At 65.0% G+C, this 24,882-nt stretch carries 26 protein-coding genes; 11 read left to right on the top strand and 15 right to left on the bottom strand.

Annotated elements, in window-relative coordinates:
• Positions 1-18 precede the first annotated feature (18 nt).
• Complete coding sequence (locus EN846_RS23660; protein ID WP_127391498.1) at positions 19-1,254, top strand: FAD-dependent monooxygenase; 1,236 nt, start codon at positions 19-21, stop codon at positions 1,252-1,254.
• 74 nt (positions 1,255-1,328) lie between these two features.
• Here the strand turns inward: EN846_RS23660 and EN846_RS23665 are convergent, their stop codons facing one another.
• The 7 genes from EN846_RS23665 to EN846_RS23695 form a co-directional block, all read right to left on the bottom strand.
• On the bottom strand, positions 1,329-1,994 hold the full coding sequence (locus EN846_RS23665) for a TIGR02117 family protein (RefSeq protein ID WP_127391497.1): 666 nt from the start codon (positions 1,992-1,994) through the stop codon (positions 1,329-1,331).
• A 103-nt stretch (positions 1,995-2,097) separates the two neighbouring features.
• On the bottom strand, positions 2,098-2,901 hold the full coding sequence (locus tag EN846_RS23670; RefSeq protein ID WP_127284739.1) for an amino acid ABC transporter ATP-binding protein: 804 nt from the start codon (positions 2,899-2,901) through the stop codon (positions 2,098-2,100).
• A gap of 75 nt (positions 2,902-2,976) precedes the next feature.
• On the bottom strand, positions 2,977-4,134 hold the full coding sequence (locus tag EN846_RS23675) for an amino acid ABC transporter permease (RefSeq protein ID WP_128346499.1): 1,158 nt from the start codon (positions 4,132-4,134) through the stop codon (positions 2,977-2,979).
• A 4-nt stretch (positions 4,135-4,138) separates the two neighbouring features.
• Positions 4,139-5,326: an amino acid ABC transporter permease gene (locus tag EN846_RS23680; protein WP_127391495.1), complete on the bottom strand. Its 1,188-nt coding sequence runs from the start codon at positions 5,324-5,326 to the stop codon at positions 4,139-4,141.
• A gap of 63 nt (positions 5,327-5,389) precedes the next feature.
• A complete protein-coding gene (locus tag EN846_RS23685) occupies positions 5,390-6,418 on the bottom strand; it encodes an amino acid ABC transporter substrate-binding protein (RefSeq protein ID WP_127284736.1) in 1,029 nt (342 codons plus the stop codon).
• 439 nt (positions 6,419-6,857) lie between these two features.
• Entirely contained in the window at positions 6,858-7,736 is an 879-nt protein-coding gene (locus tag EN846_RS23690) for a DUF2182 domain-containing protein (protein WP_127391494.1), read from the bottom strand.
• Positions 7,737-7,743: 7 nt separating this feature from the next.
• Positions 7,744-8,379, bottom strand: a complete 636-nt coding sequence (locus EN846_RS23695; protein WP_128347158.1) for a DUF1326 domain-containing protein — start codon at positions 8,377-8,379, stop codon at positions 7,744-7,746.
• Positions 8,380-8,687: 308 nt separating this feature from the next.
• Between EN846_RS23695 and EN846_RS23700 the strand changes: the two genes are divergently transcribed.
• From EN846_RS23700 to EN846_RS23720, 5 genes are all read left to right on the top strand, one after another.
• Positions 8,688-9,860: a cystathionine beta-lyase gene (locus tag EN846_RS23700; RefSeq protein ID WP_135913961.1), complete on the top strand. Its 1,173-nt coding sequence runs from the start codon at positions 8,688-8,690 to the stop codon at positions 9,858-9,860.
• Positions 9,861-10,076: 216 nt separating this feature from the next.
• A complete protein-coding gene (locus EN846_RS23705; RefSeq protein ID WP_127392003.1) occupies positions 10,077-11,156 on the top strand; it encodes an HPP family protein in 1,080 nt (359 codons plus the stop codon).
• Between the two features lie 82 nt (positions 11,157-11,238).
• On the top strand, positions 11,239-11,919 hold the full coding sequence (locus EN846_RS23710; protein ID WP_187331456.1) for an RNA polymerase sigma factor: 681 nt from the start codon (positions 11,239-11,241) through the stop codon (positions 11,917-11,919).
• 86 nt (positions 11,920-12,005) lie between these two features.
• Positions 12,006-12,530, top strand: a complete 525-nt coding sequence (locus EN846_RS23715) for a DUF4142 domain-containing protein (RefSeq protein WP_127286165.1) — start codon at positions 12,006-12,008, stop codon at positions 12,528-12,530.
• Positions 12,527-12,841 (top strand): cupredoxin family copper-binding protein, encoded by a 315-nt coding sequence (locus EN846_RS23720; protein ID WP_127286164.1) that lies wholly within the window; start codon positions 12,527-12,529, stop codon positions 12,839-12,841. Before EN846_RS23715 ends, EN846_RS23720 begins: the two co-directional genes overlap by 4 nt.
• Here EN846_RS23720 and EN846_RS23725 read toward each other — a convergent pair.
• Positions 12,802-13,695 (bottom strand): crotonase/enoyl-CoA hydratase family protein, encoded by an 894-nt coding sequence (locus EN846_RS23725; protein WP_127392002.1) that lies wholly within the window; start codon positions 13,693-13,695, stop codon positions 12,802-12,804. The two genes, EN846_RS23720 and EN846_RS23725, sit on opposite strands and share 40 nt — an antisense overlap.
• 80 nt (positions 13,696-13,775) lie before the next feature.
• On the opposite strand from EN846_RS23725, the gene EN846_RS23730 reads away from it, so the two are divergent.
• From EN846_RS23730 to EN846_RS23740, 3 genes are all read left to right on the top strand, one after another.
• Positions 13,776-14,429 carry a TetR/AcrR family transcriptional regulator gene (locus EN846_RS23730; protein WP_128346645.1) on the top strand — a complete coding sequence of 218 codons (654 nt, stop codon included), beginning with the start codon at positions 13,776-13,778 and terminating at the stop codon, positions 14,427-14,429.
• Between the two features lie 250 nt (positions 14,430-14,679).
• On the top strand, positions 14,680-15,237 hold the full coding sequence (locus EN846_RS23735) for an OsmC family protein (RefSeq protein WP_127392001.1): 558 nt from the start codon (positions 14,680-14,682) through the stop codon (positions 15,235-15,237).
• Between the two features lie 56 nt (positions 15,238-15,293).
• Entirely contained in the window at positions 15,294-16,523 is a 1,230-nt protein-coding gene (locus EN846_RS23740; protein WP_281015754.1) for an NAD(P)-binding domain-containing protein, read from the top strand.
• Between the two features lie 41 nt (positions 16,524-16,564).
• Here the strand turns inward: EN846_RS23740 and EN846_RS35920 are convergent, their stop codons facing one another.
• The 5 genes from EN846_RS35920 to EN846_RS23760 form a co-directional block, all read right to left on the bottom strand.
• Positions 16,565-16,858, bottom strand: coding sequence for a c-type cytochrome (locus EN846_RS35920; RefSeq protein WP_245493447.1), 294 nt, complete (start codon positions 16,856-16,858; stop codon positions 16,565-16,567).
• Positions 16,810-17,457: an ankyrin repeat domain-containing protein gene (locus EN846_RS23745; protein WP_245493448.1), complete on the bottom strand. Its 648-nt coding sequence runs from the start codon at positions 17,455-17,457 to the stop codon at positions 16,810-16,812. Before EN846_RS23745 ends, EN846_RS35920 begins: the two co-directional genes overlap by 49 nt.
• Positions 17,458-17,638: 181 nt before the next feature.
• Positions 17,639-18,097, bottom strand: a complete 459-nt coding sequence (locus EN846_RS23750) for a CoA-binding protein (protein WP_127391999.1) — start codon at positions 18,095-18,097, stop codon at positions 17,639-17,641.
• Positions 18,094-18,465: a 2Fe-2S iron-sulfur cluster-binding protein gene (locus EN846_RS23755; protein WP_127391998.1), complete on the bottom strand. Its 372-nt coding sequence runs from the start codon at positions 18,463-18,465 to the stop codon at positions 18,094-18,096. The genes EN846_RS23750 and EN846_RS23755 overlap by 4 nt, the downstream gene beginning before the upstream one ends.
• Complete coding sequence (locus EN846_RS23760; RefSeq protein WP_127391997.1) at positions 18,462-19,817, bottom strand: selenium-binding family protein; 1,356 nt, start codon at positions 19,815-19,817, stop codon at positions 18,462-18,464. Before EN846_RS23760 ends, EN846_RS23755 begins: the two co-directional genes overlap by 4 nt.
• Positions 19,818-20,251: 434 nt before the next feature.
• Between EN846_RS23760 and EN846_RS23770 the strand changes: the two genes are divergently transcribed.
• A complete protein-coding gene (locus EN846_RS23770; RefSeq protein WP_127286070.1) occupies positions 20,252-20,524 on the top strand; it encodes a hypothetical protein in 273 nt (90 codons plus the stop codon).
• Positions 20,525-20,603: 79 nt separating this feature from the next.
• Here the strand turns inward: EN846_RS23770 and EN846_RS23775 are convergent, their stop codons facing one another.
• Positions 20,604-21,605 carry a L,D-transpeptidase gene (locus tag EN846_RS23775; RefSeq protein ID WP_127310275.1) on the bottom strand — a complete coding sequence of 334 codons (1,002 nt, stop codon included), beginning with the start codon at positions 21,603-21,605 and terminating at the stop codon, positions 20,604-20,606.
• 171 nt (positions 21,606-21,776) lie between these two features.
• On the bottom strand, positions 21,777-23,069 hold the full coding sequence (locus EN846_RS23780; protein WP_127391996.1) for a mechanosensitive ion channel domain-containing protein: 1,293 nt from the start codon (positions 23,067-23,069) through the stop codon (positions 21,777-21,779).
• 260 nt (positions 23,070-23,329) lie between these two features.
• Here EN846_RS23780 and EN846_RS23785 point away from each other — a divergent pair, with 260 nt between their 5' ends.
• Positions 23,330-24,826 (top strand): ATP-binding protein, encoded by a 1,497-nt coding sequence (locus tag EN846_RS23785; protein ID WP_127286073.1) that lies wholly within the window; start codon positions 23,330-23,332, stop codon positions 24,824-24,826.
• Positions 24,827-24,882: the final 56 nt, after the last annotated feature.

The following is a 24,882-nucleotide window of genomic DNA, read 5'->3' on the forward strand; positions in this document are numbered from 1 at the left end:
TCTTTCGCGACAGATCTGATGGACGACGCGCGCTCCCGGCAAGTCGTCATCGCCGGAGCGGGTATCGCCGGGTTAACCGCGGCCATTGCGTTCGCCGAACGCGGCCATCGCGTGCAGATTTTCGAACAGGCGCCGCGACTCGAAGCGGCCGGCGCCGGCATCCAACTTTCCCCCAACGCGACGCGCATCCTCAGGCAGGTCGGCGTGCTCGATCGGTTGCTTCCGCATGCCGTTCGGCCGGAGGCGGTGGTGCTGAAGGACGCCGCGACGCTCAGTGAACTGGCGCGGGTGCCGCTGGGGCAAGCCGGCGAGAGCCGTTGGGGTGCGCCCTATCTCGTCGCCCACCGTGCCGACGTACAGGCGGCGCTGACAGCGCAGGCCGCGGAGTGCCGCGACATCGAACTCGTCACCGGCGCACGAGTAACAGGCCTTGCCACCGGGCCGCAAGGCGTTGCGGTGACGGTCGAAGCGGACGGGCGCAGGATCGAGGCCAGCGGCCAATTGCTGGTCGGCGCCGACGGCGTCTGGTCGTCGCTTCGCGAAAAGCTCGCCGTCATGGAGCCGGGCTTCGGCAAGAGCCGCTTCTCGGGCGAGCTTGCCTGGCGCGCGACGGTCGCGGCTGAAAGTGCCGCCGGAGAAGCCTTTGCAACGGTCGGCGGCACGGACTGCGTCACCACCTTTCTGCATCCTGGCTTCCACCTGGTGGCCTATCCGGTGAGCCAAGGCAGCGCCTTCAACCTCGCCGCCTTCACCAGGGGCGAGCGCATCGCCGAAGGCTGGTCCGGCCATGCCGACCCGGCCATCCTCTCAGGCGCCATGCGCGGCACGGCGCCGGCGCTGGCAAGGCTTGTCGCGCAGGCCAGTCCGTGGACGGCGTTTCCGATCCATACCGTCGCCCAGCAGCGCTGGACGACGCCAGCCGGGATCGCGCTCATTGGCGACGCCGCGCATGCGATGACGCCGTTCGCGGCGCAGGGCGCCGCCATGGCAATAGAGGACGCCGCGATGCTTGCCGGCATGGTCGCCGACTTCCCCGACGATCCAGGGCAGAGCCTTGCCGTCTGGGAGAACCTGAGGCGGCCGCGCATCGCGAAGGTACTGAGGCGCGGCGCGCTCAACCGGCTTGCCTGGCATGCCCGGGGGCCGGTGGCGATCGCGCGCAACCTGGTGCTGGCGACGCGGCCGGCGGAGAAGCTCGCGGCCGATCTGGACTGGCTCTACGGGTGGGAGGCGCGGAAGGTGGTGCGGCGTTGACCGCCTTAGTGGGCGATCGCAATTGCGATCGGCTGGCGGGACAGCGCGAACGAATGAGGCGCTCATGATTGGCTTCAATCATACAACCGCATCGACCACCCCAGCGACACGGGCAGCGGGTTCCACCAGCCGGTGCGCAGGCCGGCGGTGCGCAGCGCGGCTGCCGTCCAGGTGTTGCAGCCGACCAGCGCGTTGAAATGGCCGTTGGCCTCGTAGAAGCGGTCGAAGCGGGAATAGCCGGTATTGTCGATGGCCATCGGGCCGTTCGGTCCCTGCCGGAAGCTCGCCGCTATATAGTCGAGCAGCGCTGAGAAACGATCGTCGTCGATGTCGAAACCGGCGACATCGGGATGCGGTTCGCTGATTGCGCCGGCGACATCGACATGCATCACCGAGGCGTCGAGCGTCAGCGCCTTGAGGACCGGCACCGCCTTCAGCTCCGACCACGTCGGCGTTTCCAGGTAGAAGGCACGGCCGCCCCAGCCGAAGACGATGTAGCGCACCTCCGGCACGTCGGCCGGAATGCCGGCATCGGTGAGGAAATGGAACCGCCGGCGCACCTCTTCATCGACGGGGATGGCGATGTCAGTGTGGATCGGTTTGCTCAGCACCAGGATGCGCCTGCTGCCCTCGCCCGCTGCGGCCGCCGGCCAAAGCGGGCGCGGCACCAGCGTACCGAGCGCCGCGGTGAGCGCGAACGCGGCCAGCAGGCCAACAAGGAAACGCCAGAACCTTCTCATCGACGACACCTTTGCGGCCTCACGACGGATCGCCTCGGCCCGTGCATATGAAAAAAGCCCGGCCGCATTGCGGCCGGGCTTCTGCGTTCGATATGGGAACCGCTCAGTGCAGGATCTGCGACAGGAACAGTTTCGTGCGCTCGTGGCGCGGATGGTCGAAGAACTCGGCCGGCGTGTTCTGCTCGACGATCTGGCCCTGGTCCATGAAGATCACCCGGTTGGCGACCTTGCGGGCAAAGCCCATCTCGTGGGTGACGCAGAGCATGGTCATGCCTTCCTCGGCCAGACCCACCATCGTCTCCAGCACTTCCTTGATCATTTCCGGATCAAGCGCCGAGGTCGGCTCGTCGAACAGCATGATGCGCGGGTTCATGCACAGCGAGCGCGCGATCGCCACGCGCTGCTGCTGGCCGCCCGAAAGCTGGCCCGGATATTTGTTGGCCTGCTCAGGGATCTTGACGCGCTTGAGGAAATGCATGGCGATTTCCTCGGCCTGCTTCTTCGGTGTCTTGCGCACCCAGATCGGCGCCAGCGTGCAATTCTCCAGAATGGTCAGATGCGGGAACAGGTTGAAGTGCTGGAACACCATGCCGACCTCGCGGCGCACCTCGTCGATCTTCTTCAGATCGTTGGTCAGTTCCTTGCCATCGACGATGATCTTGCCCTTCTGGTGCTCCTCCAGCCGGTTGATGCAGCGGATCATGGTCGACTTGCCGGAGCCGGACGGGCCGCAGATGACGATGCGCTCGCCGCGCATCACCTTGAGGTTGATGTCCTTCAGCACATGGAACTCGCCGTACCATTTGTGCATGCCGACGATGTCGATGGCGACGTCGGTCGTCGAGATGTGCATCTTCTTGGCATCGACCTTGAGGTCGTCCGCGCTGACGGCGTTTTCGGTGGTCATGGCCAATTCCCCTTATCGTTGTCTTTGATGCATGTCGTTACCCCAAAACCGCAATACACTCTTGGGCGACATGCATCAGCGTTTGTAGCCGGTGTCGAGCCGGCGCTCCGTGTACATTGAATAGCGCGACATGCCGAAGCAGAACAGCCAGAACACGAAGGCGGCGAACACCAGGCCGGATTTCGCGGTCTGCGGCGTCGCCCAGTTGGCGTCGGAGAAGTTCTGCTTGACGACGCCGAGCAGGTCGAACATCGAGATGATCAGCACCAGGCTGGTGTCCTTGAACATGCCGATGAAGGTGTTGACGATGCCGGGAATGACCAGCTTCAGCGCCTGCGGCAGCACGATCAGGCCCATCTTCTGCCAGTAGCCGAGGCCGAGCGAATCGGCGCCCTCATACTGCCCTTTCGGAATCGCCTGCAGGCCGCCGCGCACCACCTCCGCCATATAGGCGGCGGCAAACAGCGAGACGCCGATCAGCGCCCTCAGGAACTTGTCGAAGGTGACGCCCTCCGGCAGGAACAGCGGCAGCATGACGCTGACGAAGAACAGCACCGTGATGAGCGGGATACCACGCACAGTCTCGATGAAGATGACGCACAGCAACTTGATGGCCGGCATCTTGGAGCGCCGGCCGAGCGCGAGCACCGTGCCGAGCGGCAGCGAGACAGCGATGCCGACGAAGGACAGGCTGAGCGTGACCAGCAGCCCGCCCCACAGCGAAGTCTCGACATGCGGCAGGCCGAACACGCCGCCGATCAGCAGGAAGAACGAGACGATCGGCAGAACGAGGAACAAGAGGATGGCGTTCAACCCCTTGCGCGGCACGCGCGGGATCAGCATCGGGACCAGCAGCGCCACGAACAGGATGGCGACGAGGATCGGCCGCCAGCGCTCCTCGATCGGATAGCGGCCGAACATGAACTGGCCGAACTTGGCGTTGACGAAGGCCCAGCAGGCGCCGCTCCAGCCGTCCGGCTGGATGCCGCCCTGCGCGACGGTGGCGCAGACGGTGCGATCCGGACCCGTCCACTGGGCGTTGAGCAGAGCCCAGTTGATGACCTGCGGCAGGATCCAGGCGACGATGAGAATGCCGAGGATGGTCAGGATGGTGTCGCCGGGGGTGGCGATCAGGTTCTTGCGCACCCAGGCATAGAGCCCGCGTTCGCTTGGCGGCGCCGGCTGGGCGAGAGCCATCTCGGTACGCACCCAGGACATATCATGTTCCTGCATGGTCCTACCTCTCCACCAATGCCATTCTGGCGTTGACGACGTTCATGACCGCGGAGGTCACGAGGCTCAGCACCAGATAGGCGATCATCATGATCAGCACGCCCTCGACCGCCTGGCCGGTCTGGTTGAGCACCGTGCCGGCGGTGGCGGTGAGATCGGGATAGCCGATGGCGATCGCCAGCGAGGAGTTCTTGGTCAGGTTGAGATACTGGCTGGTCAGCGGCGGGATGACGATGCGCATGGCCTGCGGCACCACGACCAGCCGCAGGATCGGGCCCGAGCGCAGCCCCAGCGCCCCGGCGGCCTCGGTCTGGCCTCTGCTGACGCCCCTGATACCGGCACGCACGATCTCGGCGATGAAGGCTGCCGTGTAGCAGGACAGCGCCAGATAGAGCGACAGGAATTCCGGCTTGACCTGGAAGCCACCGGTCAGGTTGAAGGTCGATTGCTTCGGAAAATCAAAGCTCAGCGGGAAGCCGCTAAGCGCGTAGGCAAGCAGCGGCAGGCCGGCGATCAGCGCTATCGACGTCCAGAACACCGGGAACTGCTGACCGGTCACCATCTGCCGCTGGCGGGCCGTGCGGGCGACGAACCACGCCATGGCCAGGCCGACGAGGAAGGCGACCAGGATCAGCCAGGAGCCGTCACCCCAGACGGCGCGCGGAAAATAGAAGCCGCGCTGGTTGAGGAAGGAGCCGAAGGGCAGGTTGTAGCTCTCGCGCGGCGGCGGCAGCACGGCGAGCACACCGGAATACCAGAAGAAGATGACCAGCAGCGGCGGAATGTTGCGGAAGATTTCGACATAGACCGTGCAGATCTTGCGGATCAGCCAGTTCTGCGAAAGACGACCGATGCCGACGACGAAGCCGATGATCGTGGCGGTGATGATGCCGGCGACGGCGACGATGATCGTGTTGATCAGCCCGACGATGATGGCGCGGCCATAGGTCGAATCCGACGTATAGGCGATCGGCGTGTCCGAGATATCGAAGCCGGCCCGCCCCTTCAGGAAGCCGAAGCCGGAGGCGATGTGCAGGCGTGCCAGATTGTCGATGACGTTTTGCACGATCCACCAGACCGAGCCGAACAGAATGACGATGACCAGCGTCTGGAAGAAAAGGCTGCGTACCTTAGGGTCATTGATGAAGGAAGCCCTGCTCGGCTCCTCGCGAAGGATTTCCTGCGATGCCATGCGACCGTCCCCTGGAAAGAGAAACCGGGAGGCAGACAGCCTGCCTCCCGGATCACATTTCGATCAGCGGATCGGCGGAGCGTATTGCAGACCGCCTTTGGTCCAGAGCGCGTTGATGCCGCGCGCGATCTTGAGCGGGCTGCCCGAGCCGACATTCTTCTCGAACACTTCGCCGTAATTGCCGACAGCCTTGACGATGTTCACGACCCAGTCGTTGGAGACGCCGAGATCGGTGCCGATTTTGGTGTCAGCCTCCTGGCCGAGCACGCGCTTGATCTCGGGGTTGTCGGAGGCCTTCATCTCCTCGACATTGGCCTTGGTGATGCCGAGTTCCTCGGCGTCGAGCAGCGCGAAATAGGTCCACTTGACGATGTGGTACCACTGGTCGTCGCCCTGACGCACGGCCGGGCCGAGCGGCTCCTTGGAGATGATCTCGGGCAGCACGACATGGTCGGCGGGCGAACCCAGCGTCAGGCGGATGCCGTAGAGGCCCGACTGGTCGGTGGTGTAGACGTCGCAGCGGCCGGCGTCATAGGCGGCGTTGACCTCTTCCAGCTTCTCGAACACGACGGGGTTGTACTCCATCTTGTTCGACTTGAAGTAGTCGGCGAGGTTGAGCTCGGTCGTGGTGCCGCTCTGCACGCAGACGGCGGCGCCTGAAAGCTGCAGCGCCGAGTTCACGCCCGGCAGCTTCTTGGCGTTGATCATGAAACCCTGGCCGTCATAGTAGGTGACGCCGATGAAGTTCAGACCGAGCGCGGTGTCGCGATTGATGGTCCAGGTGGTGTTGCGCGACAGGATGTCGACCTCGCCCGACTGCAGCGCGGTGAAGCGCTCCTTGGCGCTGAGCGGTGTGAACTTGACCTTGGAGCCGTCGCCGAAGACGGCGGCCGCGACGGCGCGGCAGAAGTCGGCGTCGATGCCCTGCCAGTCACCCTTGTCGTCCGGCGCCGAGAAGCCGGCCAGACCGGTGGAGACGCCGCACTGGATGAAGCCCTTCTGCTTGACAGTGTCGAGCGTGCCGGCCGAAGCCGCCGATGCCGTAAACCCAAGCGCGGCGGCGCCGAGAATACCGAATGCAATATGTTTCATGACCCACATACCCTTTTCTGTTTTACAGGTGACCCTGTTCTCAGGCGACCCTGATCTTTTTCCCGTGTGAACGCAGCTCCCTTTCCGGCCACTCCCGGATCCCCGCATCGCAACCGACGCGCTGCCTCCCATTCACGAACTGCATCGAAGGCGATTATTCCTGTGAGGTCAAGGGAAATGACCGTTTCCCAAAGAGTTTGAAAACCGATTGCCGCAAATGCCCGAATTGCGGCCAAACGCGCCCGCAAATTAGCCGGAGCGTGCAACCAGAGTCGGCAAAGTCCGCCCTTCCGCATGAGCCCAACACCGGCAAAGATCAGCCTGGCGTTTGTTCTTGTTTCATTGGGGAAGACCTCGCCGGCGACCGCCACGGGCGAACCGGACGACGGCTGCATTCATCAATACAAATCAACATGCATGAAGATTAGCAGGCGGACGATCACCCGGCGCCGGCGAGCAGCCAGACGCCGATCGCCACCATCACCGCGCCGGAGATTCGCGGGAGAGCTCGGCCCGTCGGGACAGTCTTTTCCAGCAGGATGAGGATGGCGATCGCCGCGATCCAGAGCACGTTCATGACGCCGCCGACGAACAGGAGCGCCATCAACGCCCAGCAGCAGCCGAGGCAATAGGCGCCGTGCGCGATACCCAGCCGCAGCGCGCCTAGCGCCGCGGTGCGGAATCCGCCATGTCTGGTCAGGAAGGCGATCGGCGCCTGGCATTGGCTGAGGCAGACGCCCTTCATCGGCGTCCATTGGTAGATACCGGCGGCAATCAGGATGACGCCGCCGAGGATGCCGCTGTTGGTCGCCATCATCGGATCGAGCAAGGCGAGACGGGCGAGCAGCCATTGCGCGCCGGTCGCGGCAAGGCTGAAGCCGATCCAGACCAGCAGATAGCCGCTGAAGAACCATCCCGTCGACGCGATGGTGCGCCCGCTCGCCGCGGCCTTGCGGCCGACGCCGGCATAAAGCAGCAGCATCGGCGCCACCGACGGCGTCATCATGCCGACCATCATCACCGCCCACATGGCGAAGATGAAGCCGAAATCGGCCGCCGCCCAGGCGCGGAAAGCCGGCGCGACCGCCTCGCCCATATCCATGCCCGGCATGTCCATGCCGCTCATGTCCATGGTGCTCGGATCGGACATGTTCATGCCGGCCATGTCGCCGCCCGCCTGCGCGGGCGTGGCGGGCATGCTCATGTCGGCTGCGAGCCACAGCAGATAGGCCCAGGCGAGCACCGCAATGACGACGAGCGCCGCGGCGACGACCGCGCGGTCGCGCCGCAGCACCGCCTCGAGGGCCGTGTCGGGCATGGCGGCGTCAGTGCACGACGCCGCTTTGCGAAAGGTGGATTTCGGCGAAGTGGCTGTGCGTGTCCGCGACCTCGAATTTGATCGGGCCGGTCGCCTTGGTCCAGCCGCGTCCGGCTTCAGCGAGCGTGTATTCGAAGCCATGCGGCAGGTCGATGCGCGCCCGATGCTCGGCGCCGGTAACAGGGTTCTTGATCGGCTCGCCGTACCCCTCGGCAATGCCAGGCACGCTCAACCGGGCCGTCCTTGCGTCGATGTCGACGTTGAAGTCGATAGCGGCGAAGATCGGATCGTGGACTTTCTCCAGCGTGGTCGAGAAGACCTGGAAGATGGTGGCGCCGGGCTCGGTATCCTGGCCGCTCAGGATGCGAAGCAGCGCGTCGCGCTGCGCCTGCGTTGCCCGCTCGTCGATGACCACCGCGGCCTCGCCCTTGCCGTGGTGGATCGCACCCGGCCAGCGAAAGACGCCGGCGAAGCGCAAGCCGTCAAGCCTGGTGTCGCCGTGCTGGCCCTTTTCGATTTCCATGCCGACGACCGCCTGGCAGAACCCTTCGGTTGGCAAGGCGTTGAACTGGCACGGGCAGCCATAGGCGCAGTTGCAGTTGACGAATTCGCGTGCCTTCATCGTCCACTTGACGTCGGGCATCACAGTCCTCCCTTGGTTAGCGCGAAGTGCCTGCATTGCGGGGGAGACGGGACCGCGGCCAGATAAATTGTCCGGCGCGCATCAAGGCAACCCGGCAATGATCATATTAGACGTGTAACATATAACGTTCCCACACGGCCTGATAGTCGGATCAAAGTCCGATCGCCGGCGCCTAAGCCAGGCTCCGCCGCGGTCCGCCCGGCAAGGATTTGGCACATTGAAACACCGCCGACTGGCGGGCACCGGGCGGTTGCGTGGTCCGAGCCGCCGCATTATGGCTGGCGTCACCCCCACCACAGGCGAGAGACATGGCAAAAGACAACGGCGAAATGGGAATCAACACGCGGCTTGCCCATTCCGGCAACAATCCGCGCGACTATTTCGGCTTCGTCAATCCGCCGGTCGTGCATGCCTCGACGGTGCTCTATCCCGACGCGGCGTCGATGGCGGCGCGCAGCCAGAAATACACCTACGGCACGCGCGGCACGCCGACCATGGACGCGCTGACGCAGGCCGTCGACGCCCTGGAGGGTTCGGCCGGCACGATCGCGGTACCCTCCGGCCTGGCGGCGGTGACGGTGCCGCTGCTCACCTTCCTCGCGGCGGGCGACCATCTCCTGATCGTCGACAGCGTCTATCACCCGACACGGCACTTCGCCGACACGATGCTGAAGCGGCTGGGCATCGAGGTCGAGTATTACGATCCGCACATCGGCGCCGGCATCGCCGCGCTGATCAAGCCCAACACCAAGGTGGTGTTTACGGAATCGCCGGGATCGAACACCTACGAGGTGCAGGACATCCCGGCGATCGCCAAGGCGGCGCATCAAGCCGGAGCCATCGTCATGATGGACAACACCTGGGCGACGCCGCTCTATTTCAAGCCGCTCGACCATAGCGTCGACATCTCGATCCATGCGGCGACGAAATACCCAGCCGGCCATTCGGACGTGCTGCTCGGCACCGTCTCGGCCAACGAGACGTACTGGAAGCAGCTCTACGAGGGTTTTTGCACGCTTGGCTGTTGCTCCGGCCCGGACGACATCTACCAGGTGCTGCGCGGCCTGCGCACGATGGGGGTCCGGCTCGAGCATCACCGGAAGAGCACGCTTGCCCTGGCGAGCTGGCTCGAGGAGCAGCCCGGCGTGGCGCAGGTGCTCTACCCGGCGCTGGAGAGCCATCCCGACCACGCGCTCTGGAAGCGCGACTTCTGCGGCTCGAGCGGCGTCTTCTCGATCGTGCTCAGGGGCGGCGGGCAGAAGGCGCAGCACGCCTTTCTCGACGCGCTGAAGCTCTTCGGCCTTGGCTATTCCTGGGGCGGCTATGAGAGCCTGGCGGTGCCGGTGTTCCTCGGCGACCGCACCGTCGCCAAGGGCTCCTATGAGGGGCCGCTGGTCCGCCTCCAAGTCGGGCTCGAGGACGTCGACGACCTCAAGGCCGACCTGTTGCGCGGACTGGCGGCGGCGGCGGCAACGGCCTGACCTGCGAAGACAACCCGGGTTGAGGGATCGATTCCGCACACGACCGCAAGGCCTTGGCGCGATTGAGAAAGCGAAGGCCGCAGGCGACAGCCCTCTGACCCGCGTCGCGCAATAATATTCTCCGCAATCGCAAATGCGCGGATTGGTTTGGCTTCCAAATCCGCGACCGCGGCTGCATTGCGGGCAGCGCAATTTCTCTTGCATGCAGGATTTGCCATGGCGTTCCGCCTTTTTGTCCCCATCCTTGCCGGCGCAACGCTGCGCGAACGGCTGCTGGCCTGCATCGGCGCCACGATCGGCATCGCGCTGACCGGCGTGATCAGCGGGCTGGCGATGGGCGGCGGCCCGCATGTGGCGCTGCTGGTGGCGCCGATGGGCGCCTCGGCCGTGCTTCTCTTCGCCGTGCCGGCGAGCCCGCTGGCGCAGCCCTGGTCGATCATCGGCGGCAATTCGATCTCGGCGCTGGTCGGCGTCACCGTGGCGCATTTCGTGCACGATCCGGTGATCGCGTCCGGCCTTGCCGTGGCGCTGGCGATCGCGGCGATGTCGTTCACGCGCTGCCTGCACCCGCCGGGCGGTGCCGCCGCGCTCACCGCCGTGCTCGGCGGTCCGGCGGTCATCAGCGCCGGTTTCCTGTTCCCGTTCGTGCCGGTGGCGCTGAACTCGACCATCCTGGTCACGCTCGGCTTCCTCTTCCACCGGCTGGCGCGGCGCAACTATCCGCATGTCGCCGCTCCCGCCGCCAACAGCCACGGCACCGCCGATCCGGCGCCACGCGAGCGCGTCGGCTTCCGGCCCGAGGATATCGACGCGGCGCTGACCGCGCTCGACGAGACCTTCGACATCGGGCGCGACGACCTCGAACGGTTGCTCAGGCAAGTCGAGCTGCAGGCGATGGTGCGCACGCATCGCACGCTGCTTTGCGAAGACATCATGTCGCGCGACGTGATCTCGGTGCCGGAAGATGCCTCCGCCGACGCGGCGCGGCAGCAGCTTCTCGACCACAACATCCGCACCTTGCCGGTGGTCGACGCCGAAGCGAGGCTGGTCGGCGCCGTCGGCCTGCGCGAGCTGACGAAAGCCACCGACACGGTGAAGGGCGTGATGTCGAAGGCCGGCACCGCCTCGCCAGACACGCCGGCGATGAGCCTGCTGCCGGTGCTGACCGACGGGCGCAGCCATGCGGCGGTGATCGTCGATGGCGAACGGCGCATCCTCGGCCTGATCACGCAGACCGACCTTTTGGCCGCAGCCGCGCGCGTGCAGGCGGCAGACAAGGGCCTGGCGGCGGCTTAACATAGGCGCCAAAATCCGGGAACCTTTTTGCGGCCAGCGCATCCAATGTCCCGATGGAGCGTCTGTGCAAGGAGATCGGGGCATGATGAGGAAGCTTGCCGCTGTCGCGGCGCCCGAAACAGCATCTGGCGACATGGCGCTTGTGCGCCGTGCGCTGGCGCGCGAGGCGGACGCCTTCCGCCTGATCATCAAGACGCACAACCAGCGGCTCTACCGCATCGCGCGCGGCGTGGTACGCAACGACGCCGAGGCCGAGGACATCGTCCAGGAGGCCTATGTCCGCGCCTTCGCCAGCCTCGCCGCCTTTCGCGGCGATGCCTCGCTCTCGACCTGGCTGTCGCGCATCGTCATCAACGAGGCGCTCGGCCGGCTGCGGAAACGAAAGCGCACCGTCGCGATGCCTGAGAATCCGGATGCGCAGATCATCCCGTTTCCCCTCAACGCGAGCGACGATCCGGAGCGGACGATGGCGCAGCGGCAGATCCTCGCACTTGTCGAACGGGCGACCGACAGCCTGCCCGATGTCTACCGCAGCGTGTTCATCGCCCGCGTCATAGAGGGCTTCAGCATGGACGAGACCGCCGACCTGCTCGGCGTCAAGCCCGAGACCGTCAAGACGAGGCTGCACCGGGCGCGCGCCCTGGTGCGCAAGGCGCTGGACGACGAGATCGGCCCGGTGCTGCTCGACGCCTTCCCCTTCGCCGGCCGCCGCTGCGAGCGGCTGACCGAGGCGGTGATGAAAAGACTGGGGATCGAAGGCTGATTCCCGGGAACGTTTCGGGCCTTCCCGCATCCAATCAGCGTTAACCGAAGAACGCGAGCCCGGCACCACCGGGCGAAGGAGATGCCATGTTTACCCGACCGACCGTTGCCCTCGCCGCCCTGCTCATGCTCGGCGCCGCGCCGCTGGCGCAGGCCGCCGACAAGCCGACCGATCCGCAGATCGCCCACATCGCCTACACGGCGGGCACGATCGACATCGAGGCGGCCAAGCTGGCGATCGAGAAGTCCAAGACCAAGGAGGTCGTGGATTTCGCCAACGACATGGTGCGCGACCATGAGACGGTGAACAAGCAGGCGCTCGACCTGGTCAAGAAGCTCAATGTCACGCCGGAGGACAACGCCACGAGCCAGGCGCTGGCCAAGGCGGCGGCCGAAGAACGCGGCAAGCTCGCCAAGCTCGACGGCGCGGCCTTCGACAAGGCCTATGTCGAGAATGAGGTGGCCTACCACAAGCAGGTCAACGGGGCGCTGGAGACCCTGCTCATCCCGTCGGCGAGCAATGCCGAGTTGAAGAGCCTGCTGGAGACCGGGCTGAAGATCTTCCAGGGGCATCAGCAGCATGCCGAGCATGTCGCCGGCAGCCTGAAATGACGGCGCTGACACGGCCGGCATTAGCGGCGCTGGCGCTGGCGCTCACCGCCAGCCCGGCGCCGGCGGAGACGATCACGGTGACCATCGACAAGCTCGTCTTCTCGCCGGCAAGCGTTACGGCCAGGGTCGGCGACACGATCGAGTGGGTGAACAAGGATGCGTTCGCCCACACGGCCACGGTGAAAGGCGGCTGGGAGGTGATTATCCCGCCGAAATCGACGGGAAAGACGACCCTCAAGGAAGCCGGCGCGGTCGACTATTTCTGCCGCTTTCATCCCAACATGCGGGGCCGGGTAGCCGTTTCGCCCTGAGCCGCCGCGCGGTCCATTGCCACCGAGGCGCGCCTTGCCTCGCTTGGCCGGGTGATGTGCATCCACGAACCGCCAAAGGCGGGTTTGCGGCGCTCCATCCAGGCGTCGAGCCCCTCGCGCAGATCGGCGGTCGGAACCAGCCGGGCGAACTGCTCCGCCTCGACCAGTAGGCCTTCGGCGATGCCGAGATTGATGCCGCGCGCCACCGCGGTGAGGATGCCGGCCACCGCGGTCGCCGAATGGCTGAGGATGCGCCGGGCGAGATCCCGGGCCGCAGGCATCAGCTCGGTGTGCGGCACGATCCTGTTGACGAGGCCGAGCTCGGCGGCGCGCTCCGCCGAAAAGGTCTCGCCCGTCAGCAGCAGCTCCAGCGCCCGCTTGCGGCCGGCCAGCCGCGGCAGGCGCTGTGTGCCGCCGAAGGTCGGCGGCATGGCGAGGTTGATCTCGGGCTTGGCGAACAGCGCGCGGTCGCTGGCGATGGCCAGCGGCACCGCCTCGGTGATCTCGCAGCCGCCGCCGAAGGCAATTCCATTGACGGCGGCGATGACCGGCTTGCGGAAGGCTTCGAGCCGCGCCGTCAGCCGCTGGCCGCGCATGACGAAGTCGCGCAGAGCTACATCCGCGCCGGTGGCGACGCTGATCGAAAATTCGTGGATGTCGGCGCCGGCGGAGAAGGCGCGCTCGCCTGCTCCGGTCAGGATGACGGCGCGAACGGCGTCGTCGGTCTCGATCCTGTCGAGCATTTCGAGCAGACGATCGATCAAGGCGTAATTCAAGGCGTTGAGTTTTTCGGGGCGATTGAGCGTCAGCACCGCGACGCGGTCGTGGTTTTCGCAAAGCACAAGCTCGGTCATTTTTTCTCTCCGGCATGGAACTGCCGGAAAGGATCAGCTTTTGCGTTGTGTGTATATTCACTAGTCGGTATACTTGCGACATGAGCGAGCCCGCCAGCCCCACCCGCAAACGCATCGTCGATGCGGCGACGAAGCTGTTCTATGCCGAAGGCGTCGCTCGGGTCAGCGTCGACGCGGTGGCCGAAAAGGCGGGGCTGACCAAGCGCACGCTCTACTATCATTTCAGGAGCAAGGACGATCTGATCGCCGCCTATCTCGACGGCCGCGACCAACCCAACATCAAGCAGATGGGCGGCTGGTTCGACGCCGCCGAGGGCGGCGTCGACAAAAAAGTCGCGGCGATCTTCACTAATCTGGCGCGCGTGGCGCGGCACCCGAAGTGGAAAGGCTGCGGCTATCTGCGCACCGCCGCCGAGCTCGCCGCCATGCCCGGACACCCGGCGGTCAAGGCCGGGTCGCGCCACAAGACCAATTTCGAACAATGGCTGGCCGCAGAGCTTTCAAGCCACAACGTCAGCGAGCCCGGCATGCTGGCGCGCGAGATCGTGCTTTTGATGGACGGCGCCTTCTCCAGCATGCTGATCCACCACGATCCCGACTACATAGGCGCCGCCGGCCACGCCGCGGCGACGCTGGTCAAGGTGAGGATGACAGAGCCGGCTCCGCCAGCAGCCAGTCGATCATCGCGGCGGCGTGGGCGGGTGATCGGTCGGGCGCCAGGATCGAAAGGCTGAGGCCGGTCGGCACGCGCTTTTCGAACGGCGCCCCAGTGAGCCGGCGGCAAGCGGGCGCGAGACCAGCGCGGGCCGGGACGGCCTGATCGAAATAGCTATTTCTGGCTCCGAAGGGCGACCCCGCACCCGCCGGAAACAACTTGTCGAAACGCCTGGCTGCCCATACCATGCCCGCCCCACGGCCAAAGCTGATCAAGAGGTCAGTGAAACGGTCGGGTTTTTCAGCCAGTGCAAGGTAGGGAGGATAATCATGGCTTCCGCAGTACAGGCCGACAATGGCGTCAACGTAGAGGCGCTGCTCGCCGCAAAAGAAGCGCTTACCAACGCCCCGGAGGCCGCGCAGTTCAAGTGGCGCGCGGCGTGCGAATGGAAGGATGGCACCCACAGCCATTCGACGGTCGAGAGTTTTTACGGTCTCGGCCAGGACCAGCATCGCAAGACCACCTTCGCATTCGACGCCGACCATCCGGAGGTGTTCGCTTCCCTGGATCAGGGCGCCACGCCTGTCGAATACATACTGGTCGGGCTGGCCAGTTGCCTGACCGCCGGCATCGCCGCGGTTGCCCAGAACCGGAACATCCAGTTGAAGTCGGTGAAGGCGACCATCGAAGGCGACATGGATCTCGCCGGCATACTCGGCATCGACAGCGACGTCCGCAACGGCTTCAGCGGCATCACGGTGAAGTACGCCATCGACGCCGACGCCAAGCGCGAGGACATCGAGGCGCTCGTCGCCCAGTCGCAGAAGCGGTCGGCCGTCTATGACATCGTCACCAATCCGACGAACGTCACGGTCGTGGTGAACTGAAGGGCGGTTCGAGCCGTAGCTTTTGCTGAGAGGGCGCGATTAGTTCCGTCACCACAGTGATCGTCGGCGCAGGGCACGCGGGGCTCGCGATGAGCCGCTGCCTCGCGGAGCGCTCCATCGACCATGTGCTGCTCGAGCGCGGCGAGATCGCCAATAGCTGGCGCACCGAGCGGTGGGATTCGCTGCGGCTGCTCACGCCCAACTGGCAGAGCCGGCTGCCCGGCTTCCGCTATGACGGCGACGACCCGGACGGCTACCGGACGCTGCCTGAGGTGATCGACTTCCTCGGCAGCTATGCCAGGGCGATCTCGGCGCCGGTCGAAACCCATACGACAGTTACCTCGGTGCGCGGCGACAGTACGGGATACCTGGTGCGCACGGACCGCGGCGAGTGGCGGTGCCGGACCGTGGTGCTGGCGTCGGGCGCCTGCAACATCGCGCGTCTGCCCGATTTCGCCGCCCGCGTGCCGCCGTCGGTCGCCATGCTGACGGCGCAGTCCTACCGCAATCCGGGCCAGGTCGCCGACGGCGGTGTGATGGTGGTGGGCGCGTCGTCGAGCGGCACCCAGATCGCACAGGAGCTGCAGCGTTCGGGGCGTCAGGTGACGCTGTCGGTGGGCGAGCACATAAGGGCGCCCCGCGTCTATCGCGGCAAGGACCTGGAATGGTGGATGGACGCCGCCGGCGTGCTCGACGAGCGCTACGACGAGGTCGACGATATCAGGCGGGCGCGACGCGTTCCTTCGCTGCAGCTTGCCGGCACGCCCGATCGCACCACCCTCGACCTCAATGCGCTGCTCGACCGCGGCGTCAGGCTCGTCGGTCGTCTCGCCGGCATCACCGAGGACGGCAAGGCCCAGTTCGCGGGGTCGTTGCGCAACATGTGCGCGCTTTCCGATCTCAAGATGGCCCGGCTGCTCGACCTCATCGACGAATGGGCGCGCGACAACGGCCTGGACGCGACGGTCGGGCCGCCGGATCGCCCGCCGCCGACACGCGTCGAGGACAACCCGCCCCTCGGCCTGGATCTCGCCGGCGGCGCGATCAGGACGATCATCTGGGCCTCCGGCTACCGGCCGGACTACTCCTGGCTGGAGCTGCCTGTCCTCGACCGCTGGGGCCACGTTCGTCACGACGGCGGGGTGGCCGACCATCCGGGCCTCTACCTGATGGGAATGCAGTTCCTGCGCCGCCGCAAGTCCGCGCTGATCGACGGTGCCGGCGATGACGCGCGCGATCTCAGCGACCACCTGGCAGCGTACCTCAGGCAAGATTCAATCTGCTAGCCGACGCGGGCCCATCAGCAGTTGTGCAAGAGATCATCGATTCAGGGCAGCGGGATCGGCTTGTCACTGAGTGTGCGCAAGTAGGCGATCAGGTTGACCCGTTCGGTCTCGTCCGTGACGCCAGGCGTCTCCATCTTAACGCCCGGCGTGGTAAGCATAGGCCCGAAGAGATATCTGTTCAGGTCCTCGTACGTCCATAGCCCCTCCCAGCCCAGCAAGGTATCGGAGTAACGCATGTCTGCCACGGATGCCTTGTCGCGGCCGACGACGCTCCATAAGTTGGGTCCTATCTTGTTCCCTCCCTGCGGTTCGGCAGTGTGGCAACTGACACACACACGCGGGCGAAGTAGGTTCGACCTTTCTCGACATCGGCAGAAGCCAATTTCATTGAGATCGGAGCCGGTGTTGGCAAGACAACCCCGTGCGACAAAAGATAGGCGGCAATTTCGGCTTGCCCCCGGCTCTTTGCGATATGGAGCGGCGTCTTGCCGCCCGTTGTCTTCGCATTCACGTCTGCGCCGGCCTCGACCAGCGCCCTCACACAATCGAGACAATCGAGAGTGACGGCGACGTGGAGGGCGGATTCGCTGTCACGGTTGGAATTTGGATCTGCATTCCGCTCCAGCAACAGATTTAACAGATCGATCTTGTCTTTCCCAACGGCCGCCATCAGCGGAGGGCCCCAAGCCGTCTGGGCGTTGACGTCCGCACCACGTTCTATGGGCAATTTTGCCGCATCGATGTGGCCCAGCATCACCGCAAGATAGAGCGGGGTGGCAGTGCCATCGCTCTCATCTATTCCGGCACCTGCATCGAGTGCCGCCGTGATCGCCGCGACATCGCCCTCCATGGCGGCGTCGTGGATGGCGGCGGCATGCGATACAATCGGAATGTGTGCAAGCACCAACAGAATGAAAAGCAAGAACCCGCGCATTAGCATCTCCCAAGGCAGGCCTGAGGATCCGGCACGATTTCAAGATTGCAAAGTCTATCTCAAAATCCCCGATCGCGACAATGGCTTCGGGTGTATGAGCCCACGGCCTAGCAGAACCAACGCCCAACACCAAAGGGACCAGATTGGTCACCGCCGACACGCCGAATTACGTGACCTGCAATCATATTCCCAGGTGCAACTTCGGCTTCCAGAAGGGGCGGAACAACTCGATTTTGGGACAGCGGTTCATCACCACTTTCAAGCCCGCTTCCTCCGCCAACCAGGCGGCAGCGTCATCGCGCACGCCGATCTGACCCCACAGAACCTTGGCATTGATGGCGATGGCCTCCAGCGCGACTTCCATTAGATCTTCGGAGCGGCGGAAAACCTCGACCATGTCGACGGGCCGGTCGATGGCCGCCAGCGACGGGTACACTTTGAGCCCTCGAATTTCCTCCACGCCGAAACTGGGATTGACCGGGATCATGTCGTAGCCGGTTTCGTGCAGCACCCTGAGAACACCATAGGAAAATTTGGTCTTGTCTGGGCTGGCGCCCACCATCGCGATGGTTTTGACCGATTTCAGGATCTGCTGCAGATAAGCCTCCGGATAGGGCTCATCATGGTTCATATGGGTCATTTCTTGTCGTCCAGCGGGGTCGCGATATCGGCTTTCAATTCATGCGCGGCCAGGGGGTCGAGGAAGGGGTTGCGATAGAGCCTGTCATGGCTTTCGACGCCGACCTCCAGCGTGCAGTCGCTCAGCGGGCGGGCAACGCAGAGGATGATGTAGCCATTGTTTATCTGGCGGTTGTTCAGCGCTACCTGCGCCCTCTGATCGACCTTGCCGCTGATCATCTTGGCCGCGCAGCTTATGCAGCCGCCATACTTGCAGCCGTAAGGCAGGTCCACGCCCTGCTCGCGCAGGCTCTGCAAGAGGGGCTTGCGGTGATCGACGGCATAGGCCGCGCCGCCCTGATTGGCGAGCGTGATGGTGAAGCTGGTCATACCCAGATGTCGCTCGTGCAATCGCCGCCGGGATAGCGGGTTTCGTGGCAGCGGCTTGGACCATTGGGTTCCTTGCCGAAATCGACGACAAACCGCGGATCGATTTCCATGCCGCCGTTTTCGGTATCGCAATTGACCATCAGCATGCAGCCGCCATTTGTCCGGATTTCCGGATAGAACTGGTTGTCCCAGGTCGAGAACAGCGAGGTCGTCACATAGAGGCGCCTGCCGTCGAGGCTGAGCTGGATCATCTGCGGCCCGCCAGTGACTTTCACGCCATTGACCTCGGGCGCGCGGCCGAGCAGTCCGCCCATCCACACTTGTCCGGTAAGCTTGGCGTTGTGAGGGTCGGAGATGTCGTACTGGCGGATGTCGCCATGCAGCCAGTTGCACAGATAGAGGTATCTGTCGTCCATGCTGAGCAGGATGACCGAGATCACGCCGGGTATCGGGATCGGCCATTCGGGATGCGGCTCATTCTCGACGTCGACGATTTTTTCCCATTGCCAATCGCCCGCCGCGTCCTTCCACCAATGGATGATGTTTGCGGAAAGCGCCGCGCCGACAAAACCGTGGCTGCTGTCGGGATTGTGATGGAAGCGCACTTCCAGCGGGATCAGGCCGTCCTCACCAAGATAGAATGTCTGCCTTGGCTCCTTCTTCTCGAAATCCCAGAAATGGATCTCGCGGCCATATTTCAGATGGCCGACCTCTTCGAGGTCGAACCCGGGCATGAAGGTGTTGGGCGCGGCCCATTCCGAGCTGACCATCACGTTGTGCCGCGGCTGGTACCAGAAATCATAGCCGAACTTGATGCCGCCCATGGAGTTTTCCCAACGGCCGACGATCTCGAACTCCTTGCTGAGCTGCAGATAGCCGCCGGGGGCATTGCCTTGCGCGTCGCCAAGCATGGAGACGATGATATCCGAGCCGAGGCAATGCACCGTGTGCGGCGCCGACAGATTGGTCCTGGCCTTGATCTCGGCGCCGTCGATGACCTTGAACAAGGTCGGATTGCGGGGATCGGTGCCGCAATCGACAATATGCAGATTGGACGAGCGCACCCCCGGCACAATCAGGTATTTCCGCTCCATGCTGGCATCGCCATGGCACGACGAGCAGGCATTCCAGCCCGAATGATGCAGCTCATCGCCGATGCCCGGCATTTGCAGGCGTGAAATCACCTGGCTGTAGGTCGGGCTCTGCGGGTCGACATCGATGGTGCACAGATAGTCCGGCTTCTGAATGCCCGTGCCGGTGTAGATGGCAATCGTATAGAGCAGCTTTTCGCGCGGCGCCCGCATCGCCTCGGCGGGAGAAGCATAGCCCGGTCCACAGCAATGATTGGTCATGGGTACTTCCCCATTTGAACAGATCGCCGGCCAGCCCCAAGGGGGTTAGGCTGGAATGTTAGTGCATGCTCGGCGCTGGCGCTACGGCTGGGGCGGCGGTGGAGCCTGCGCCGTGATGACAACTCGGCGGCACGGCACCGCGCGGTGGAACAGCGGCGCTCCTCGCGCGTTGTTTAATTAGGAGTATCTAATATGAGATTCGTGGTGGTCCGGGAGCCAACCGACACTTGGGCCGTATTTGACACGATCGTTAACGAGCCGGCGGGATTCGCCAGCCAATGCCTCATCGGGTTGACGCGTGAACAGGCCGAGTGGTTCGCGTCAAGGTGCAATCAACAAATGTCGCGAAGCGTTCGGCGCGTTCAGGACATGCCGCGCAGTGTTGTGCCACTGATGCCGAGGGATGTGAATGAAACGATTCGTCGGCAGGCCACATGATGACCGAAGATGCGATGGCGGCTGTTTTGGCAGTCAGGAACACGGCGGCCGAGATCCTGGGGGTAGTTGACAGCGCCAACAAAACCGATGCCGCTGTCGACGTCCGCCGTCTGGGCGAGGCCGTCCAGTTCCTCGCCAATGCTCAGATCCTGGGCTACGATGTCCGTGCCGCGATGGTTTTGTACGGCGACCTGGGAACGCCATCCCTTCGAGCCAGAGACTGCGAGCAGCTGTGGGCCAAATACGGAAAGGCCTTGCTCGCGTATTGATGAGATCAGATGACTTCATCGCCTGCTGGAATGCGCCCGCCGCCAACGCGCGAGCCTGTCCTGCGTTGCGCCTGTTGCACTACTGAGGCGTGTCGCCTGCGTTCGCCATTTCGTCCTTGAAGCTCACCTTCGTGCTTTTCCTCACCATGGCCGCGAGGTCCCCGGCATCCCAGTTGGTCAGCCTGATGCAGCCATGCGAGAAGGTCGCGCCGATCTTGCCGGGCTCGGGCGTGCCGTGAATGCCGTAGCTCTCAATGGAGAGATCGATCCAGACAGAACCCACGGGATTGTTGGGGCCGGCAGCAATGGTGAATGGCCGCTTTGCCTTGACCCCCTTGAAAGCGAAGTCCGGATCGTAGTGATAGGTCGGATTGCGCACCACGCGCTTGACCTCCGCCTCGCCAGTCGGCGCCGGCTTCTCGTCGCTGCCAATCGAAGCCGGGAAGACCGCGAGCCATTTGCCGGAAGGATCAAGCACGCGCACCTGGCGCGCGCCCTTGTCGACCTCGACACCGGCAATGGCGGCGGGAGGATCCCCCCGGCCAACATCCGGCACCAGCAATTTCGTGCCGACCTTCCTGAAGCCGATGCCCGGATTGAGCCGCCTGAGCAATTGCTCGCTGATATGGAAGCGCTCCGCCAGCCTCTCCGTCGCATTGTGATAGCCGAGCCTCGGCAGGCGGGCCATCCGCTCCAGCCGGGCCGGGATATGCCTGGTGAAAGGTCCGCGCACATCCTTGCGCGTCAACTCATAGGCAACCAGGACCGGGCTCGTGGAGGTTGCCATCAGCCTGTCCCAGGTCTCGCGCGTGAGCTTGCCGTCCGACGGCAATCCGTTCGCCGTCTGAAAGGCCCTGACCGCCCTGGCGAAATTTTCCGATGCACGGCCCTCGATCAAGCCTGGCGAGAAACGGGCGCGATCCAGAAGAATCTCTGCCTTCAGCAGGACGGGGCTGAAGCCCTTCGGTTCCTCGACGGTGAATTGCGCCTCGTTGACGGTGGCTGGGTCCAGCTTGGCCGCCCCTGCCCCGCCGCAAGCGAGGGCAAGCACCACAGCGACCAACAGAACGAGCCGGGGCATCGAGGTCACTCCACGAAAACCTGCTTGTATTATGACGCGGCAGGGCTCTTCTGGTTCCGTTCACTCGCAGCTGCAGGGGAGAACCTGACCAGATGAGGCACTCCAGCCGGCGATGAAAAGAACTCTGCCGAGGGTCTTGCAATCTTGCGATGCGACGCCCGGCCACCGGCCTTATCGCCCGCTCGGCGCGCCCGGCTTCATAATGATCTCCCGGTGCGGATACGGAATGCTGATGCCATTCGCCTTGAACGTATCCCACAGCGCCAGCAGCACCTTGCCGCGCACATTGGTCAGGCCTTGCTGGGGGTCGCGGATCCAGAAGCGCAGGACGAAGTTCAGCGAGGAGTCGCCGAAATCGGTCAGCCAGCAGACCGGCCGCCGGTCGGCCTCGACCCGGCCCACGCTGATCGCCGCCTCGATAGCCAGTTCGCTGACCTTGTGCGGGTCGGCGTCGTAGGAGACGCCGAAGTTCACGTCGAGCCGGACGAGGTTGTCGCTGAACGACCAGTTGATGACCCTTTGGGTGATGAAGTCCTCGTTGGGGATCAGGAACTCGCGGCCGTCGCGCGTCACCACCGAGACGAAGCGCGCCCGCAATTCGCGGATCCAGCCGAACGTGCCTTCGAGCGAGATCGTGTCGCCGGGCTTGATCGACTTGTCGAGCAGGATGATGACGCCGGAGACGAAGTTGGAGACGACCTTCTGCAGGCCGAAGGCGAGACCGACGCCGACGGCGCCGGAAAACACCGTCAGCGCCGTCAGGTCGAGGCCGACGGCCGATAGCGCGACGGCGCCCGCCACCAGCACGAGGCCGATCTTGGCCACCTTGCCGACGAGGACGCGGATCGACGGCGTCAGCTCCTCGGAGAGGCGGACACGCTCATCGATGTAATTGCCGATGACCACCGCCAGCCAGACCGTCGCGACCAGCAGCAGCGCCGCCTTCAGCACCATGAGCGCAGAAAGGCGAACCGCACCGAGCGGGATTGCCAGGCTGTCGAGGACCGTGGCCGCGTCGTCGCTGACGTGCAGGATGACAAGGGCCGCATAGATCCACGCCAGCCAGCCCAGCGTGCGTGCGACGAGGCGGTTGCGGATGATGCGCGACAGCACCGTCGCGAACAGCCACGCCAGCGCGAGCAGCAGCGCGACCTGGAGGAGATGGGTGCGGCTTGGCCAGGTGACGGCGCGCAGCAGGCTGAGCGCGGCAAACAGGAAGAGCGTGAACAGGATCCAGTCGGTGCGCCGCAGCAGGGCGATCACCACCCGCAACAGTCCGGGATGGCCCTTGATCTGGCGAGCCTGGCCCTCTACCAGCGGCTCGACGCGCAGCGCCGCGAGCTTGGCCAGCGCGAACAGTGCGGCGATGATGCCGAGCTGATAGACGAACCACGGCGTGGCCGCATAGTCGAACCATCCGTCGGCCCAGGCCAGCGATCTTTCGATGGCGTCGCGAAAATCCATTTGCCACGACCACTTGGCTAAGGAACTGCAACTTGTGGTCCACAATGTCGCCGGGCTTGAGAATGGTCAAGCGGACTTCGCTCGGCCCCTGGCCCGCGCCCACTCCGGCGCGTGTCCGGCGCGCTCGGGGTTTGCGCGGCCAGGCGTGAACGGCCACCGAAGAGCTGGGGAACAGTGGCCCATCCATGCCCGGCGCGCTCGACCCGCCGCGCTTCGGTTGATAAGCCCTGTCGCCGTAGTAAAGGTTTTCGAGTCGAAATATGACGGTTGCGATCGAGATGGGCGAGACGAGCGCGGGGGCCACGGCGGCCCTCGACCTCGAGGAGCTTTTGGCGACCCGGCTTCTGGTGCAGGGCAATTCCGGCTCCGGCAAGTCGCATCTCTTGCGCCGGCTGCTCGAACAGAGCGCGCCCTGGGTGCAGCAGACCATCATCGACCCTGAAGGCGACTTCGTCTCGCTCGCCGAGCGCTTCGGTCATCTGGTGATCGATGCCGAGGAGCACACCGAGCGCGGCCTGCAGGCGGCCGGCGAGCGGGCGCGCATCCACCGCGTCTCCACCGTCCTCAACCTCGAGGGGCTCGACGCCGAGAACCAGATGCGGCGCGCCGCCGCCTTCCTCGGCGGGCTGTTCGAGGTCGCGCGCGACCACTGGTATCCGATGCTGGTGGTGGTGGATGAGGCGCAGCTCTTCGCGCCGGCGGTGGCGGGCGAGGTTTCCGACGAGGCGCGCAAGCTTTCGCTCGGCGCGATGACCAATTTGATGTGCCGCGGCCGCAAGCGCGGGCTGGCCGGCATCATCGCCACGCAGCGGCTGGCGAAGCTTGCCAAGAACGTCGCGGCGGAAGCCTCCAACTTCCTGATGGGCCGCACCTTCCTCGACATCGACATGGCGCGCGCCGCCGACTTGCTCGGCATGGAGCGGCGGCAGGCGGAGGCGTTTCGCGACCTCGAGCGCGGACAGTTCATGGCGCTCGGTCCGGCGCTGTCGCGGCGTCCGCTCGGCCTGCGCATCGGCCCGACTGATACAAAACCGCGCAACGGCACGCCGCGGCTGATGCCGCTACCGGAGGCGGCCTTGGAGGATGCGCGCGCGATCATCCTCGCCGCGCCGCCGCCCGAGACGGTCAGGCCGCAGCGCCGGGCGCCCTCGCCCGACCTGCTCGACCAGCTGATGGCGGCGAAATCGGCGGCGCTGGAGATCCGCCCCGAGCCGGCGGAGGCCGCACCCAGCGCCGAGGATCTTGCCGAGCGGCGCGAACGGATGGACCGCGTGCTCGGTGCCGTGCTCGCCGAACCCGATGCCGGTTTTCGCGTCATCGGCGTGCTCTACCAGGAGTTCGTCGTCCGGTGCCGGATCGAGGGCCTGGCCTCGGTGGTGCCGGACCTTGCCGAGTTCCGCCGCATGCTGACGCGGGCGCGGGCCGGCCTCGGCTCCGAAATGGCGGAAGACGACGCCTGGCGCGACGTCTCGGTGCGCGCCTCGCTGCTGCCCGAAGACATGCAGGGCGTGTTCATGATGATCGCCCGCGCGGCGAAGGAGAGCCGGCCCTGCCCGAGCGACGCGGCGATCGCGCGCGCCTATGGCTCGCACTCGCTGCGCCGCGCGCGCCGCCTGCTCACCTATATCGAGGAGCAGGGCCTCATCGTCTGCCAACTCGACGGCACCGGCCGGCGCACCGTGACGCTGGTGGAGCTTGCCTGGGCGACGGCGCCGGGCGATCCCAATGCCGAGGAGGCGGAGCTAGGCGTTTCGTGACGAGAGCAAGGCCCCGTACGGGGCCTTACCCTATCGCCATCGAGTCTAGCGTGCTG

The sequence above is a fragment of the Mesorhizobium sp. M4B.F.Ca.ET.203.01.1.1 genome (assembly GCF_004791025.1).
Taxonomy (GTDB): Bacteria; Pseudomonadota; Alphaproteobacteria; order Rhizobiales; family Rhizobiaceae; genus Mesorhizobium; species Mesorhizobium abyssinicae.

Bases quoted from the DNA above. Each gene is read 5' to 3' on its own strand.
- EN846_RS23785 (WP_127286073.1), top strand. From the start codon at position 23,330: ATGACGGTTGCGATCGAGATGGGCGAGACGAGCGCGGGGGCCACGGCG.
- EN846_RS23660 (WP_127391498.1), top strand. From the start codon at position 19: ATGGACGACGCGCGCTCCCGGCAAGTCGTCATCGCCGGAGCGGGTATC.
- EN846_RS23715 (WP_127286165.1), top strand. From the start codon at position 12,006: ATGTTTACCCGACCGACCGTTGCCCTCGCCGCCCTGCTCATGCTCGGC.
- EN846_RS23780 (WP_127391996.1), bottom strand. From the start codon at position 23,069: ATGGATTTTCGCGACGCCATCGAAAGATCGCTGGCCTGGGCCGACGGA.
- EN846_RS23775 (WP_127310275.1), bottom strand. From the start codon at position 21,605: ATGCCCCGGCTCGTTCTGTTGGTCGCTGTGGTGCTTGCCCTCGCTTGC.
- EN846_RS23665 (WP_127391497.1), bottom strand. From the start codon at position 1,994: ATGAGAAGGTTCTGGCGTTTCCTTGTTGGCCTGCTGGCCGCGTTCGCG.
- EN846_RS23690 (WP_127391494.1), bottom strand. From the start codon at position 7,736: ATGCCCGACACGGCCCTCGAGGCGGTGCTGCGGCGCGACCGCGCGGTC.
- EN846_RS23755 (WP_127391998.1), bottom strand. From the start codon at position 18,465: ATGACCAGCTTCACCATCACGCTCGCCAATCAGGGCGGCGCGGCCTAT.
- EN846_RS23720 (WP_127286164.1), top strand. From the start codon at position 12,527: ATGACGGCGCTGACACGGCCGGCATTAGCGGCGCTGGCGCTGGCGCTC.
- EN846_RS23670 (WP_127284739.1), bottom strand. From the start codon at position 2,901: ATGACCACCGAAAACGCCGTCAGCGCGGACGACCTCAAGGTCGATGCC.
- EN846_RS23685 (WP_127284736.1), bottom strand. From the start codon at position 6,418: ATGAAACATATTGCATTCGGTATTCTCGGCGCCGCCGCGCTTGGGTTT.
- EN846_RS23735 (WP_127392001.1), top strand. From the start codon at position 14,680: ATGGCTTCCGCAGTACAGGCCGACAATGGCGTCAACGTAGAGGCGCTG.
- EN846_RS23750 (WP_127391999.1), bottom strand. From the start codon at position 18,097: ATGACCCATATGAACCATGATGAGCCCTATCCGGAGGCTTATCTGCAG.
- EN846_RS23710 (WP_187331456.1), top strand. From the start codon at position 11,239: ATGATGAGGAAGCTTGCCGCTGTCGCGGCGCCCGAAACAGCATCTGGC.
- EN846_RS23745 (WP_245493448.1), bottom strand. From the start codon at position 17,457: ATGCGCGGGTTCTTGCTTTTCATTCTGTTGGTGCTTGCACACATTCCG.
- EN846_RS23725 (WP_127392002.1), bottom strand. From the start codon at position 13,695: ATGACCGAGCTTGTGCTTTGCGAAAACCACGACCGCGTCGCGGTGCTG.
- EN846_RS23675 (WP_128346499.1), bottom strand. From the start codon at position 4,134: ATGCAGGAACATGATATGTCCTGGGTGCGTACCGAGATGGCTCTCGCC.
- EN846_RS23760 (WP_127391997.1), bottom strand. From the start codon at position 19,817: ATGACCAATCATTGCTGTGGACCGGGCTATGCTTCTCCCGCCGAGGCG.
- EN846_RS23680 (WP_127391495.1), bottom strand. From the start codon at position 5,326: ATGGCATCGCAGGAAATCCTTCGCGAGGAGCCGAGCAGGGCTTCCTTC.
- EN846_RS23705 (WP_127392003.1), top strand. From the start codon at position 10,077: ATGGCGTTCCGCCTTTTTGTCCCCATCCTTGCCGGCGCAACGCTGCGC.
- EN846_RS23695 (WP_128347158.1), bottom strand. From the start codon at position 8,379: ATGCCCGACGTCAAGTGGACGATGAAGGCACGCGAATTCGTCAACTGC.
- EN846_RS23700 (WP_135913961.1), top strand. From the start codon at position 8,688: ATGGCAAAAGACAACGGCGAAATGGGAATCAACACGCGGCTTGCCCAT.
- EN846_RS23730 (WP_128346645.1), top strand. From the start codon at position 13,776: ATGAGCGAGCCCGCCAGCCCCACCCGCAAACGCATCGTCGATGCGGCG.
- EN846_RS23770 (WP_127286070.1), top strand. From the start codon at position 20,252: ATGATGACCGAAGATGCGATGGCGGCTGTTTTGGCAGTCAGGAACACG.